The organism is Xanthomonas sp. F1 (genome assembly GCF_014199855.1).
The window spans coordinates 344401-357185 of sequence record NZ_JACHOK010000004.1 but is presented as its reverse complement, the minus strand read 5'-3'; the positions used below and the strand labels follow the sequence as shown (position 1 = coordinate 357185).

13 protein-coding genes and 1 pseudogene are annotated in these 12785 nt (G+C 65.1%); 5 read left to right on the top strand and 9 right to left on the bottom strand.

Annotated elements, in window-relative coordinates:
- Nucleotides 1-154: 154 nt before the first annotated feature.
- Nucleotides 155-500, top strand: a pseudogene (locus GGR71_RS21080) (integrase); the annotation flags it as partial.
- Nucleotides 499-609, top strand: a complete 111-nt coding sequence (locus GGR71_RS21075; protein ID WP_456362619.1) for a hypothetical protein — start codon at nucleotides 499-501, stop codon at nucleotides 607-609. The pseudogene GGR71_RS21080 and the gene GGR71_RS21075, both read left to right, overlap by 2 nt.
- Nucleotides 610-792: 183 nt before the next feature.
- On the opposite strand, the gene GGR71_RS12265 is transcribed toward GGR71_RS21075, so the two are convergent.
- The 3 genes from GGR71_RS12265 to GGR71_RS12255 form a co-directional block, all read right to left on the bottom strand.
- On the bottom strand, nucleotides 793-2070 hold the full coding sequence (locus GGR71_RS12265) for an ApeA N-terminal domain 1-containing protein (RefSeq protein ID WP_160960740.1): 1278 nt from the start codon (nucleotides 2068-2070) through the stop codon (nucleotides 793-795).
- 367 nt (nucleotides 2071-2437) lie between these two features.
- A complete protein-coding gene (locus tag GGR71_RS12260) occupies nucleotides 2438-3067 on the bottom strand; it encodes a hypothetical protein (RefSeq protein WP_160960742.1) in 630 nt (209 codons plus the stop codon).
- Between the two features lie 434 nt (nucleotides 3068-3501).
- Nucleotides 3502-4719 carry an FAD-dependent oxidoreductase gene (locus GGR71_RS12255; protein WP_160960744.1) on the bottom strand — a complete coding sequence of 406 codons (1218 nt, stop codon included), beginning with the start codon at nucleotides 4717-4719 and terminating at the stop codon, nucleotides 3502-3504.
- Nucleotides 4720-4856: 137 nt separating this feature from the next.
- Here GGR71_RS12255 and GGR71_RS12250 point away from each other — a divergent pair, with 137 nt between their 5' ends.
- On the top strand, nucleotides 4857-5774 hold the full coding sequence (locus GGR71_RS12250; protein ID WP_160960746.1) for a LysR substrate-binding domain-containing protein: 918 nt from the start codon (nucleotides 4857-4859) through the stop codon (nucleotides 5772-5774).
- A 122-nt stretch (nucleotides 5775-5896) separates the two neighbouring features.
- On the opposite strand, the gene GGR71_RS12245 is transcribed toward GGR71_RS12250, so the two are convergent.
- Genes GGR71_RS12245 through GGR71_RS12220 form a run of 6 tightly spaced genes read right to left on the bottom strand, consistent with a single transcriptional unit; the run spans nucleotide 5897 to nucleotide 10436 of the window.
- On the bottom strand, nucleotides 5897-6685 hold the full coding sequence (locus GGR71_RS12245; protein WP_237474393.1) for a hypothetical protein: 789 nt from the start codon (nucleotides 6683-6685) through the stop codon (nucleotides 5897-5899).
- A 30-nt stretch (nucleotides 6686-6715) separates the two neighbouring features.
- Nucleotides 6716-7339: a DUF3299 domain-containing protein gene (locus GGR71_RS12240; protein ID WP_237474394.1), complete on the bottom strand. Its 624-nt coding sequence runs from the start codon at nucleotides 7337-7339 to the stop codon at nucleotides 6716-6718.
- A gap of 22 nt (nucleotides 7340-7361) precedes the next feature.
- Nucleotides 7362-7958, bottom strand: a complete 597-nt coding sequence (locus GGR71_RS12235) for a DUF3299 domain-containing protein (RefSeq protein WP_160960748.1) — start codon at nucleotides 7956-7958, stop codon at nucleotides 7362-7364.
- Between the two features lie 2 nt (nucleotides 7959-7960).
- On the bottom strand, nucleotides 7961-9214 hold the full coding sequence (locus GGR71_RS12230) for an FtsX-like permease family protein (protein ID WP_184452003.1): 1254 nt from the start codon (nucleotides 9212-9214) through the stop codon (nucleotides 7961-7963).
- A gap of 2 nt (nucleotides 9215-9216) precedes the next feature.
- Nucleotides 9217-9930, bottom strand: a complete 714-nt coding sequence (locus tag GGR71_RS12225; protein ID WP_160960752.1) for an ABC transporter ATP-binding protein — start codon at nucleotides 9928-9930, stop codon at nucleotides 9217-9219.
- The gene (locus GGR71_RS12220; RefSeq protein WP_160960755.1) at nucleotides 9927-10436 is read right to left on the bottom strand and encodes a ZrgA family zinc uptake protein; all 510 of its coding nucleotides are present in this window, start codon (nucleotides 10434-10436) and stop codon (nucleotides 9927-9929) included. Before GGR71_RS12220 ends, GGR71_RS12225 begins: the two co-directional genes overlap by 4 nt.
- A 190-nt stretch (nucleotides 10437-10626) precedes the next feature.
- On the opposite strand from GGR71_RS12220, the gene GGR71_RS12215 reads away from it, so the two are divergent.
- Together GGR71_RS12215 and GGR71_RS12210 are read left to right on the top strand one after the other, a co-directional pair.
- On the top strand, nucleotides 10627-10857 hold the full coding sequence (locus GGR71_RS12215; RefSeq protein ID WP_160960757.1) for a hypothetical protein: 231 nt from the start codon (nucleotides 10627-10629) through the stop codon (nucleotides 10855-10857).
- A 372-nt stretch (nucleotides 10858-11229) separates the two neighbouring features.
- Nucleotides 11230-12510 (top strand): phospholipase D-like domain-containing protein, encoded by a 1281-nt coding sequence (locus tag GGR71_RS12210; RefSeq protein ID WP_343160825.1) that lies wholly within the window; start codon nucleotides 11230-11232, stop codon nucleotides 12508-12510.
- Nucleotides 12511-12785 lie beyond the last annotated feature (275 nt).

Sequence of the window (12785 nt, the reverse complement as noted above, 5' to 3'; positions counted from 1 at the left end):
CGCGCTGCTGTCTGCGGCGTAGGCCGGGACCCAAACGAGGAGGCCCGCAGATAGAAGCGGAGCGAGCCGACGCAAGAGGCTGCGAATGCGTGTTGTTATCATTTATTGAGTATAGCGTTTGGGCTTGCTGGCATGCGGCGCGCTACGGCATCGAGTCCGCACCGTGCTCAGCCGCGCCCGAGCCGTAGTCAAACGCGGTGAGCGTCCGCGCAAGAAGACCGGCGATCACCCTACCCTAGCTGGAAGCCCTGCTGGCCACCTGCGACGAAAGCCTGGAAGGAATACGGGATCGCGCCCTACTCTGCTCCGGGTTTGCCAGTGGTGGACGCCGCCGCAGCGAGATCGCCGCCGCCGACCTGCGCGATCTGCGCCGGATCGGCGGGGCGGGCTACATCTACCGCCTGGAGCACAGCAAGACCCAGCTGGCCGGCGTCACGGCGAGATCGACCCCGGACAAGCCGGTGCTCGATCGGGCCACCCTCGCGCTGCAGGAAATGCTTGGCCTTGATCGACGGCATCCGTGACGACTACGGCTATCCCGAATCCGAAACGCGCCACCCTGATATCCGATCGGGGCAACCTTGGACCCTGCTCGCCCCGGCTGCATAAGGCCAAGGCACGCAGTCGGCGTCCATCTAGCCGATGGATGCGATACCGGCGCATCGGCGCATGGTTCCCATCTTGCGCCAACCCCGGTATTTCTTGCTTATGCGCCATGTCCAATAAGCTGACCAGCTAATCAGACAGCACCAAGCAAATAGTTGTCTCCAGAGCATTGCCCCGGACGGCGAATCATGGATCGGTCCTCTGTGTTGGATACTTGTTCAACGAGAGCGTTTCACTCATCCAATAATTGTTTGCTAGCCGAAGCGCATCTTCTTCGCTCAGGCCGAGCAGCGAAAGAATCTCCAGATTCGACAAGGCTGCGACGAAATCACCGTAGCGCAGAAGAGTCCAGTCCTTGGCGGCCTTGTGCCTGAGATCGCCAGCCGCGTGGGCATAGTAGTGCCGGCTGTCCTTGATCTGCCGCAGGATGTCATCGGGTGGCTTCGCCTTGAATGCCGCGGACCATCGTGTGCTGATATCCCGGAGGCGCTCCAGCAGCGAGAACTCCTTCTTGGTCACGCGCGTGGTCCGCAGCTTGTGCAATTCCTCGAGTGCCGCGACATTCCAGAGAAAGTGCAGGATGACGTCCTCCCTGCTGCGATCGAAGGCCGCGAAGTAACGGTCGAACGGTTCGGGATAGGCTTGGTGTGCTTCGAACCAGCGCACTAGCAGGATCGGGAAACGATCCTGTATATCGTCGAACCGCACCAGCTGGTCGTCCCACTCGAACTTCTTCGGCTTGACGGCGTGCAACGATGAGTGCCTGACCTCAAGGTCCGGAATGCCTCGTTCGATCTCCGCTTCATCGAAGACCATCAGGTGCGTAGGCGGAAGGTGCTGCTGGGACAGGAACTCCAGAAACCTGCGCAGACGATGCATCATCGCCCATAGCCGGTCGAAATCCAGCCGCCTAGACGAGACGATCCGAAAGCCCATCGGACGGTCTACGTGGAACTGCTCCGAGCCCCAATTGCCAAACGGCACCGTGGCCGAATAGAACCTTTCAAGAGTGAGTTCGTCCGACAAGGGATAATGCGCCGACTCGAAAGCCTTGAAGCGTACGACCGCCTCAGACTGGTCCCCGATATCGGCGTAGAAGCACTGCTCATGAAACCATGCCGGGCTACCTGGCAATCGGAACTGCACGCCTCGGCCACCCAGGTCCTCGCGCAGCGAACCCAACGCTATGCGCGTGGATTCGATCTTGGAGGACACCACGGTTCCGTCGCCCCTCTTACGGGCGGATGCGAAGCAGTTGAACAACGTTGCCTTCTCGTGCCTGCCCTGGAGCCTTGCGAAAACGATGGCATTGGCCAGCAAACCGGTTGGAGTCAATGCGCCCTCAAGGCGCACCGTGGCACCGGCATCATTGAAGTCCAGTACGCCGGAAACCGCGGTGTCTTCACCGTGGGTGGGTAGCCAGAAGCGGCCCAAGAGTGACTGTGGCGCATCCGTCTCCTTCAACCTAATCCTCTCCACCAAATAGCCCGCAATGACGTTCCAATTGTAATGTGCGCTCCCAGGGAAATTAGCTCATCCCAAGGCCGTTCGGCAGGCCAACCTGGCTCGGACGTCGGGCACAGGATAGCCGCTTTGGGTGCAGAACTGTCTACCCCCGATAAATCTCCCTAGTACTAAAAGTCCCCTGCCCCATCCGATGGGCGAAGCTCGCTTTCGGCCATAACCGGTCGCCAGTGCCAACTGATCGAAGTGGACAACTTGCTCCGACATTAACCGCGTCTGCGTGCGATTTCGCGGAGCCGCAAGTAGCGTGCATCCTGCTCAAGGGGCGCGGCGGAAAGACGAGTACGCACACGCCAGGGCCAGACGCTCAATCGTTGCCTAGCGGGCAGTGAGCTAAAATGGTGCCGCCGTCCGCGGTGATTGACCATTTCAGGCTTGCGCCGCCACCTGCGTACACGTCCTCAACCTCCCACGCCAGGAAGCCGGAGGCTTGAAGTGAGAAGCGGCGGCTTTCAGTGACATCCTCAACGTTTCCCCTCTCCGCGAGATCCCTCAGGTCGCCGAGGAATACGCTGAGCACCATGTCTGAAAGTCGATCAAAGTCTGACGCCGGAATCTTGCGTCTTCCAACGGCGACGAACAGATCGGCCAGCATTTTTGGTTTGTGTAGTGGGTCCGCACGGTCAAGCTTGTCCAGCAGCAACTCGCCTAACCGCTCTCGCTTTGTTTCTGTTCCGGCGAGTTCGTCGACGACCCGAGCGCGTTCGCTGGCCGATAGGTTCTCAACGCCGATCAGGAACCGGACGACCTTTGCGGCGTACAAGCGATCACTTACCGCCGCCGCTCCCTGACTTACAGCAAGCACAACGGAGACCACAGGTACCTTGCCTAGTACGTTCTCGTCTAGCGCCGCTTCCCATACTGCCGAGGCCAAATCCTTTGTAAGGCTGGCGGTTGGGCTGGTGAGGGCGCCTATCAGGTCGGTAGGGATCTTCATGCGGCTGGTGCCCGGGAGTGAGTTCGGATAGTTTTTACCACGCCATCGGTGAGTTCTTTCCCTCAAATCGTACTCGGAGCAGTTCGTGCCCAGCCAACTGTTGAGTATCCAAGATATACCTTACCCGGCCAGGATCACTCCCATCCTTATCGCAAATTGTAGCGCCAGGATTCAGACGATTGAAATATGCCCTTGGTTCTTTCGATGGGACTCTAAGTCGCCTCATACCCCCAATAAACATCCCTAATCGCTTCCCAGGTGCGCTTGTTCTCGACCAAAAAGAGAGCTTTTCAGGATGTCGGCGTAAGCCGAGCCTAGAACCCGAGTTGGCGAGTCCCGCTTTACGGCTCTTCATCTAAGGGAAGTGGATCTTCGGATCCTGTGGAATGCTTCTGGCGGGAGATACCACAGGACATTCTGATCGGGATTGTCTGTCAGAGGCGATACAGGCTGCCAACACCGTTCGCCGGCGTCCCGTCAATGCAGTCGGCGATCGGCAACCCCTGCGACCATCCTGCCGCCATGGCTTGAGCGTCACGCACTGGATCGGACGCCCTGGCGCGCTCATTGCGAAGACGGCAGGTTTCGGGGTCTTGGGCGAAAAGGCCGCGCGCGAACATTCTGCCCTGCTCTGCCAGCTTTGTGGTCTTGGGTCCGCGGATTGTGGCAAAACGCGGCAATGCTTGATCCAGCGCACCGCCGGCCTCTTCGAGGCACCGCGCCAAATGCCAGGCGTCTTCCAAGGCCTGACAGGCGCCCTGGCCCGAGGTCGGCAGTGGCGCGTGCGCCGCATCGCCGACGAGCAGCACATTTGCTCGGCTCCAGGTGCGCAGCGGCTCCACGTCGTGCACGGCGATCATTTGGATGGAGTACGCCGGCGTGGCTTCGATGAGGCGGGTGACAGGTTCGGGCCATCCTGCAAACAGATCCATCACGTCCTTGCGCATCTCCGCTGCTGGCGTCGCCTCAGGCAATGGCCGCGCCTGCGCGGCGGCCCAGTACACCAGATCTGTCCGGATCGGGACGCAACCGAAACGATCGCCAGACCCCCAGTAGTCCTGAATTGCGAGGTCGCTCAGCAACGCGCCACTTCCCTGTGCAACGCCGATCCAGTTCACAAAGCCCTGGTAAATGGGCGTGTTGTCCCCTGCGATGAACCTGCGCGCCACCGAGTTCATGCGCCCATCCGCGCCGATAAGCAGGTCCGGGCGGATACGCTTCCCGTTCTCGAACCGCGCCACGGCCTTGCCGCTGGCATCCAAGTCAATCGCTACTGCGCGATGCCCGAACTCCACTTGGATACCCGCGCGTGCCACGTGGTCCAGCAGTACCGCCTGCAAGTCGCGGCGCAGGATCGTATGGGTCGGGTAGCCCATGAGTCGGTCCAGCAGCGTGATGTCCAGGCCTCCCAGCGCATTACCCGCTGCGTCTTTGCGGCGTACCGACAACGGCCGACCGCCCACCGCCCCGACATCCTCCAACAACCCGAGTTCCTGGAGCACAAAGCCAGCGTTGGGCCAAAGCGTCACGCCAGCGCCCATGGTGGCCGGCCCGTTCCGACGTTCATAGACGCAGACGGTGTGCCCCTGCTTATGCAACGCGAGAGCCACGCTCAAGCCTGCGATGCCGCCACCCAGTATTCCGATCTCCATGCCGATGCATCCCGATTCACTAGGTCCAGGCGTGCCATTGAAGGGCAGCCGTTGGACGGGAGTGCATCTTGATCCCCACCAATTACGCAAGCTAGCGTGCAAAAATGGCGAGCTTTCATATCTCAGATGGGATAACGGTGCGCAACAAGCTCGACCTGAATGCAGTCCGCGTTTACGTGGCCGTCGTCGACGAGCAGAGCTTTTCCGGCGCTGGGCGCCTGCTGGCCCTGCCGTCGTCGAACGTTAGCCGTCACGTCGCGGCGCTTGAGCGCAGGTTGGGCGTGCGCCTACTGGAACGCAGCACGCGCCATCTGCGCATGACGGAAGCCGGCAGGCTCGTTTACGAGCGTGCCAAACCAGTCCTCGACGCCCTGCTTTCCACGGAGGAAGAGCTCGGTGCAGTGCAAGGCGAATTGAAGGGGCCTCTCAGGATGTGCATGCCCAACGAGGCGCCCAGGCTGCTCGCGCCTATCCTTGCCGAATTCTGCAGTCTTCATCCTGGCATTGAGTTGGAATGCGACACGCGCCTGACCGGCCTGGAAGTGTTACGCGAGGACATGGACCTCTCCATCGTCTTCCACCGCGGGCGTCAGGATGACAGTGCGTTCATTACCCGCGAACTGGCGACATTGCCCAGCATCGTGGTCGCGTCCCCCGCGCTGTTGGCCCAAACCGGAATGCCGCGCCACGTGCGCGAACTCAAGTCCTTGCCTTGCATCACCACCGTGAGCGCCCTGAAGGGGCAGCCCTGGCAGTTTCTTGATCCTGCGGGCGAGATCGTGAAGGTGCCTGTGCGCAGCCGCTACCGCGTCAACAGCGGGGAGTTGGCGGTGGCGGGCGCGCGCCAGGGCCTTGGCTTCGCGATCGTTGCGGCCTACCCATGCCAGGACGATCTTGCCGCGGGCCGGTTGCAGGAGGTGCCGCTGGATCTAAGCCCTGCGCCGCTGCAATTGCTTGGCGCCTACAGTCACCGTCATTCGGTCACTGCGCGGGTTCGGGCGTTGCTGGAGTTCATCCAGGTGCGGTTGCAAGGGTTCGGGGGCACGTCAACGTAAGGCTCAACGCGACAACGTGGCATCGGAACCGCCCTAATCAGCTGCTCGGTGGACTTCTGTCTTGGCCAACTCCTGCATTTCGCAGCAGTTAGCTTTCGCCGTGCAAGAGCACATGCGCGTACTCAGCGGCAGGATTCCGGCAACTTCTCCAGCAAACCCGCCACCACTGGCGTCAGCCGGTTCGCGACCTCCGGCGGAATCGCGTCATCAGGCCCCTGTCCGCCCTCGCTACGGGCCTGCTCGCAGGCCCTGATGATCCGCGGGCGCATGCCGGACCAGAGCGCCCTGCACTGCCAGCCATCCCGCCCAAGCGGTAACACAGCGTAGGCGATGGACTGGCATTCCTGCGTGGCGCGGGTGCCCAGCGGTTGGCCGGCGTATTCGTGCGGCACGGTGTCCAGCGTCGGTTGGTAATAGCTGTCGGGGAACGCGGCCGCGTAGCGTTCCGGGTCCAGTTGCAGCGGCAGGCCGGTCGCCGTGAGGTCGAGCGTGCGGCCGCATGGCGCCGCGGCGGCGATGCGCTGGATCGCCTGGTAGATCGGATGGTCCAGGTCGGGTTCGCGTGCCGTTACCTCTGACGTCGCGGCCAGCACCGGCAGGCGCGCGCGGTTGGCCATCATCGCTAGTTCGCCCGCATGGGCCGGGGCGCAGCGTTCGCGGACGCTGGCTACGATCAGGAACGTGGCGTCGCGCGCGAATGCGGCGTCGCTTTGCAGCAGTGTGGTGATGCGCTTGTCGGCTGCATCGTCGGACAATGCCGCGACATGAAATGCGGGCACAGTTGGCGGGTGGATCGCCGTAGTCGCAGCAGCATGCGTTTTCGGCGCCACGTGCCCCTGCGTGCGCAATGCCAACAGCACGCCGCCGGCAGCGACGACCCCACAGGCGGCGATCGCGATCGCCAAAAGCATCGGCGACTTCAGGCGCATCGAGCCACGCACTCAGCCGTGCACCGGAGCGATCGTGGCGTCCTCCGCCTCGTAGGTGGCATTGGCGATATCGGCCTTGAAGTCGGCCAGATGCAGCCGCCCCTGCAGGTGGAACGGGTCCCACAGCTCCGGTACGTCGATCGGGGTGCGCAGCACCACGTGCAGGATCTGGTTCGGTGGCGGCGGTGGCACGTGGATGCAGGCGCCATAGAACGGCACGAACAGCAGTTCGCTGACCTTGCCCTGGTCGTCGCTTTCCAGCGGCACCACGTAGCCGTCCAGGGCGAAGCGCTTGCCTTCCAGGCCCTTCACCACTTGCGACGAACCGAACTGCGCGGCGCGCTGGGTGCCGGAATGGTCGATCGGCATGCCGTTGACTACGGACGGGCCATCGTCGACGGGCGCCGCCTGGTCCATCACTGCGGCGTCGCCGCGCCAGGCCGTGCTGATACGCGGCGGCGGGCGCTGGTAGATGTCGTTGGCCGGCGCCAGTTGTTCCCAGCGTTCGACAGTGTCCGGGACAGCGTCGGCGGCTGCGGTCGTGTGGGCGGGCGCATGCGTCGCAGCGCGTGCTGATGTCGACGTGGTGCCGGCCTGCCCGCCGTCGCCGTGGCAAGCCGCCAGCAGAAATAGCATCGCAACCAGCGGGAAATGGCGATCAGCCTTTTTCATAGGGATGCAGGTGCGCCTGCTCCATCGTGTAGGCGGTGCCGGCGAGTTCGCCGTGGAGGGTTTCCGCGCGCAGTTGCCCGGTCAGGTAGAACGGGCTGTACATGTCGGGCGGGTCGATCGGGGTGTCCAGGCGCACATGCACGATCTGGTTCGGCGGCGGCGGCGGCACGTGGATGCAGGCGCCGTAGTACGGCACGAACAGGAACTCGCGCACGCGGCCGGCGTCGTCGCTGTCCAGCGGCACCACGTAGCCCGGCAGGCGCACCTTGCGCGCCAGCACGGCGGCCACGGTGTTGTAGGTGCCGGTCTGCGGCATCGCGCGCTTGCCGGTGTGATTGACCGGTGCTTCGTCGCTGTTTTCCAGGGCCTTCAGTTCGGCCGGCGGCAGCATCGCGCTCCAGTCCAGCTCGCGATAGCCGTCGGCGTCGGGTTCGCCCAGTGGCGGGTCGATCGCTGCGTCGCTGGCCGGCGCTGGCTGCGACGCCGCTGTTGCCTGCACTTTTTTCGGAGCGGCGGGTTGCGGCTGCCGGCCGCAGCCGCACAGCATCGCGAGCGCCAGCAAGGGAAGGATCCAGCGGGTCATGCTCACAGCTCAGGCGACAGGCCATCGGCCAGGGTGCGGCGATAGGCCAGCAGGGCCGGTACGATGCCGGCGAGCACGCCGGCCAGCAGCACGCAGCCGAGCCAGCCCCACTCCGTCGCGCTGGGTGCGATGCGATTGAGCGCCAGGCCGAAATGGTCGAGCACCCAGCCGCGCGCGAACCAGCTGGCAGCGGTCACCACCAGCAGTGCCAGCGCGCACGACACCACGGTGACCAGGCCGGCCTCGAACAGCAGCAACCAGGCGATGTCGCGCGGCCGTGCGCCGACCGCGCGCAGGATCGCCATCTCGCGCCGGCGCTCCTGCAGCGTGGCCACCAGCAGCGCGACCATCGACACCAGGCCAAGCAGCACCACCAGCGAGGCGATCATGCGCAGGGCGCCTTCCGCAGTGCCCAGCGTGCCCCACAGCTGCTGCAGGGTGACGCCCGGCATGATCGCCAGCATCGCTTCCTCCGGGTACTCGTTGATCCGCCGCTGCACCGAGAAGGTGGCGATGCGGGTCTTCAGGCCGAGCATGAAGGCGGTGATGGTGTTCGGGGTTAGGTCCATCGCCCGCGCCTGTGCGGCGCTGACGTGCTGGCCCGGCAGGCGCACGCCGGAATGCCAGTCGATATGGATCGCTTCGATCGCCTGCAGCGAGACCAGCACGCTGGAGTCCACCGGCGTGCCGGTGCGGCGCAGGATGCCGACGATCCGGAACGGCTTGTCGGCATGGTTGGCCAGGCTGATGCGTCCGGTGCCGTGGGTCAGCACGATCTCGTCGCCGAGGTGGCGGCCGAGCGCGGCGGCGACGTCGGCGCCGATCACCGCATCGTAGAGGTCGTCGAATGCCCTGCCCTGCGCGAACGCCAGGGGATGCTTGGCGCCGTAGTGATAATGCTCGAAGAATCCGGTGCTGGTGCCGACCACGCGGTAGCCGCGGTAGGAATCGCCCAGCGACAGCGGCACCGCCCACTTGACCTCGGGCATCGCGCTCAAGTCCTGGTAGCTCTTCCACGACACGTTGTTGGTGGCATCGCCGATGTGGAACACCGAGTACAGCAACAGGTTGACCGGGCCCGAGCGCGCGCCGACGATCAGGTCGGTGCCCGACACGGTGCTGGCGAAGCCTTCGTGCGCCTGGGTGCGGATCCGCTCCACGCCCAGCAGCAGGGTCACGCTCAGAGTAATCACCAACACGGTCAACGCCACGCCCAGGCGACGGCTGCGCAGGCTGGCCAGGGCCAGCTTGAACAAGGTCATCGTGCACCTCCTGCGCTGGCGCGGTTGAGCGTGGCCAAGTCTGCCTGGGCGTCGAACAGCGTTGCGATCGACGGATCGTGGCTGACCACGATCGAACTGGTACCGCCCTGCCGGCACTCGGCGAACAGCAACTGCAGGAAGGCCTGCGCCGCGACCGGATCGAGCGCGGAGGTGGGTTCGTCGGCGAGCAGCAGCGGCGGCCGTGCGATCAACGCGCGCGCGGCGGCCACGCGTTGCTGCTGGCCGACGCTGAGGCGGGCAGCCGGTCGCGACCACAACGCCGCCACGTCCAGGCCCAGCGCGACCATCAGCCGCTCGATCTCGGTGTCCAGCGCCTGCGTGCCCTGCGCCAATCGACCGCGGCGCGCCGAGAACTGCAGACCGAGTGCGATGTTGTCGCGGGTGCTCAGGAACGGCAGCAGGTTGAACTGCTGGAACACCACGCCGCAGTGGTCGGCGCGGAAGCGGTCGCGTGCGGCCTTGCGTAAGGCCACCAGGTCCTGCCCGGCCACTCGCACGCAACCGGCCGTGGGCTGCAGCACGCCGGCGATCAACGCCAGCAAGGTGCTCTTGCCCGATCCGCTGGCGCCGCGCAGCAACAGCTGTTGCCCGCGCGGCAGCGCAAACGATGCGATGTCCAGCACCGGTGCGGCGGCGCCGGGATAGCCGAAGCGCACTTCGGTCAGTTCGACGACGGGCTGCTGGTTCATTGCGGCAGCTTCACCCGGGTCTGCCCGGGCACCACCTCGGTGCGGCCCTGGCCGGCCGCGGTGGCGACATCCACCACCGCCGTGTGCAGTCCGGGGAAACGTTGCGGCAATAGCACCTGCAGGTGGTCGAGCCGCGCCGGCTGCGCGCAGTTGAACGCGTAATGGGCGTGGAATTCGGCATGGCTGTGGCCGGGCTCGTCCGGATCGGCCATCGCCACGTCGTAGCCCTCGGTGGTGACCTGCGCACTGCGCAGCGAACAGGCCGCCGCGACCGGGAAATGCAGCCAGTCGGCACCGCGAAGGGTCGCGACCGCGGCCTCCAGCCGCTGGCGCTCGCCGGCATCACGCGTCGGGTGTTCGAAATCGAGGATGCCGATACCGGGCGCGCTGAGTTGCACGTCCACGGCCGTGCCGTCGACGGCGACCTCCAGGTTAGCCTGGCCGTGCACGTGCGGGCCGTGGTGGCGGATCGCAGCGATGGCTGGCGAACTGGCGGAGAGGAGCAACAGGATCAGGGGAATGCCAGGTCGCATATGCAGCGCATCGGTTGAGTTACACTATAACATTAGTGAACTATCGAGCGCGGTTGCAAGCCTGGCGCTGCCGTCAGTCAGCCGCGGTTCGCCTGCGGCCACGATCGACGCGCATCGCACGGCGGGCATAGGCCGGGCCGGGCGCCGAACTTCAAGGACCTTCATGGCTTCTTCCATCATTCCCGACAGCTACACCGCCTGGCGCCACTGCATCGAAGTCGACTGCGGCTTGCGTCTGGATCTCGCCTACATCGCGCAGCGCATTGCCGCGCTCAACGACCCCACCGACCATCACACCCAGCAGTTCGTACGCTGCTGGGGCGAGCCGCATCGCCAGCAGGTGCTGCAGTGGTTCGCGCAGGCACAGGTCGCATTCGCCGACGGGCGCGCGTGAACCCTCTCGCCTGGCGTGGCGTGGTCGCGGGTGCCGTTGGACTGCGATGCGTCCTTCTGCGAACGCCGCACGGCCGGGCGTGCTGACCGCAGTGCGGCTCGGCATGGCGACGCCCTGATCCAATGAGTGCAGTGAGTCGCCCCGCGATGGAGGTCGGCTGCAACCGGCACGCGCATCGGCGGCGCGCTCTACCCTGATGCGCTGACATGCCTGGACACGACCGCGCCAACCGATCCGGAACCCGTCGGTATTGAGGCACCTCACTGACATGTGCGCTGCAAAGCAGGCTGCCAAGCTATGACAGCTGCCGGTAGCATGCACGCGCATCGCCGCCTGGCATCCATCTCCCAAGCTCCCGCAAGGACACCCAACGTGCCTCTCTCTTTCATCGCCAGCGCGTATCCCGCGCGCCGTTTCCTGTCCGCCGCCATGGCGTGCCTGCTGCTGTCGGCAGCAGTCGGTGCCGACGCCCGGACGCAGCCCTCGCAGTTCCAGATCGTCGAGAGCGTGCCCGAGGCCAGCGTCTACGGCGAACCCGGCGTGCCGCGCACCCAGCAGACCTGGCTGGCGATGATCAACGGGGCCAGGCAGCGCATCGACATCGCGGCGTTCTATATCTCCGAGAAACCCGGCACCGGCCTGACCCCGGTGCTGGGCGCACTGGCCGCACGCGCGCGTGCCGGCGTGGCGGTGCACTTGCTGGTCGACCACACCTTCCTGGCCAAGAACCCGGACAGCGTCGCCTGGCTGGGCAAGGTGCCGGGCATCACCGTGCGGGTGCTGCCGGTCGATACGCTGACCGGCGGCGTGCTGCACGCCAAGTACATGATCGTCGACGACGCCAGCGTGTTCGTCGGCAGCCAGAACTGGGACTGGCGGGCGCTGGAGCAGATCCACGAGATCGGTGCGCGCATCGATGACGCACGTTTCGCCAAGACCTTCGCCGCCAGTTTCGATTACAGCTGGCGCCTGGCCGACGAAGGCGATCTGGCCAAGGCGCAGGCGCGCGGGGTGCAGCCGCCGGACTTCGCCCCGGCCACCGCCACCGATCCGGTGCTGCTGGACGCCGGCAGCGATGCGCCGCTGATCGCCTTCCCCGCTTTCAGCCCGCCGGCGTTGCAGCCGGCCTGGGTCACCGCCGAGGAGCCGGCGCTGGTCGACATGATCCGCTCCAGCCAGCATGCGCTGCGCATCCAGGTGATGACGCTCTCGGCGATCCGCAGCTTCGGGCCCAAGGGCTGGTGGGCGCCGGTCGACAGCGCGATCCGCGATGCGGCCGCACGCGGCGTGCAGGTGCATATCATCGTCGCCGACTGGGCGCTGCGCGAACCGATGCAGGGGTATCTGAAGAGCTTGGCCGCGCTGCCGAACATCGCGGTGAAGTTCAGCCGCCTGCCGCCGGCGCCGCAGGGTTTCATTCCCTACGCGCGGGTCGAGCATGCCAAGTACGCGGTGGCCGACGACCGCAGCAGCGTGATCGGCACCGGCAACTGGGAATGGAGCTACTTCAATACCGCCGTGGACGCCTCGGTGTTCGTCAAGGGCAAGGGCCCGGCCGAGACGCTGACGCGCATTTTCGACCGCGACTGGAACGGTCCCTACGTGACGACGCTGCAGTCTGGCCAGAATTACGAGGCGCCGCGTACCGAGTAGGTTCTGTTGTTGCGCTGGCGGCATGCACCTTCAGGGTTAGCAGTTTCTGGTCCACTGCGCGCTTCAGCGCATCTCGGCAGAAGGGCACAGCCAAGACCTAAATGCACCTTGGGTGCGCGGGCGGCACTGCGGCAGCCCGCCGCGGCCGTCCCCACGAAGCCTTAACCAGCGCTCCCTATCCTAGCTCCGCGCTGGAGGTCGGCCGCGGCGGCGCGCATTGCTGCATGCGCTGCAACGCACGCCTGCCACCGCGTACGGACATCAAAACAAGGAGA

Excerpts from the sequence above, each read along its gene's own strand:
- GGR71_RS12260 (WP_160960742.1), bottom strand. The coding sequence starts at position 3,067 with ATGAAGATCCCTACCGACCTGATAGGCGCCCTCACCAGCCCAACCGCC.
- GGR71_RS12255 (WP_160960744.1), bottom strand. The coding sequence starts at position 4,719 with ATGGAGATCGGAATACTGGGTGGCGGCATCGCAGGCTTGAGCGTGGCT.
- GGR71_RS12245 (WP_237474393.1), bottom strand. The coding sequence starts at position 6,685 with ATGCTTTTGGCGATCGCGATCGCCGCCTGTGGGGTCGTCGCTGCCGGC.
- GGR71_RS12240 (WP_237474394.1), bottom strand. The coding sequence starts at position 7,339 with ATGCTATTTCTGCTGGCGGCTTGCCACGGCGACGGCGGGCAGGCCGGC.
- GGR71_RS12235 (WP_160960748.1), bottom strand. The coding sequence starts at position 7,958 with ATGACCCGCTGGATCCTTCCCTTGCTGGCGCTCGCGATGCTGTGCGGC.
- GGR71_RS12225 (WP_160960752.1), bottom strand. The coding sequence starts at position 9,930 with ATGAACCAGCAGCCCGTCGTCGAACTGACCGAAGTGCGCTTCGGCTAT.
- GGR71_RS12215 (WP_160960757.1), top strand. The coding sequence starts at position 10,627 with ATGGCTTCTTCCATCATTCCCGACAGCTACACCGCCTGGCGCCACTGC.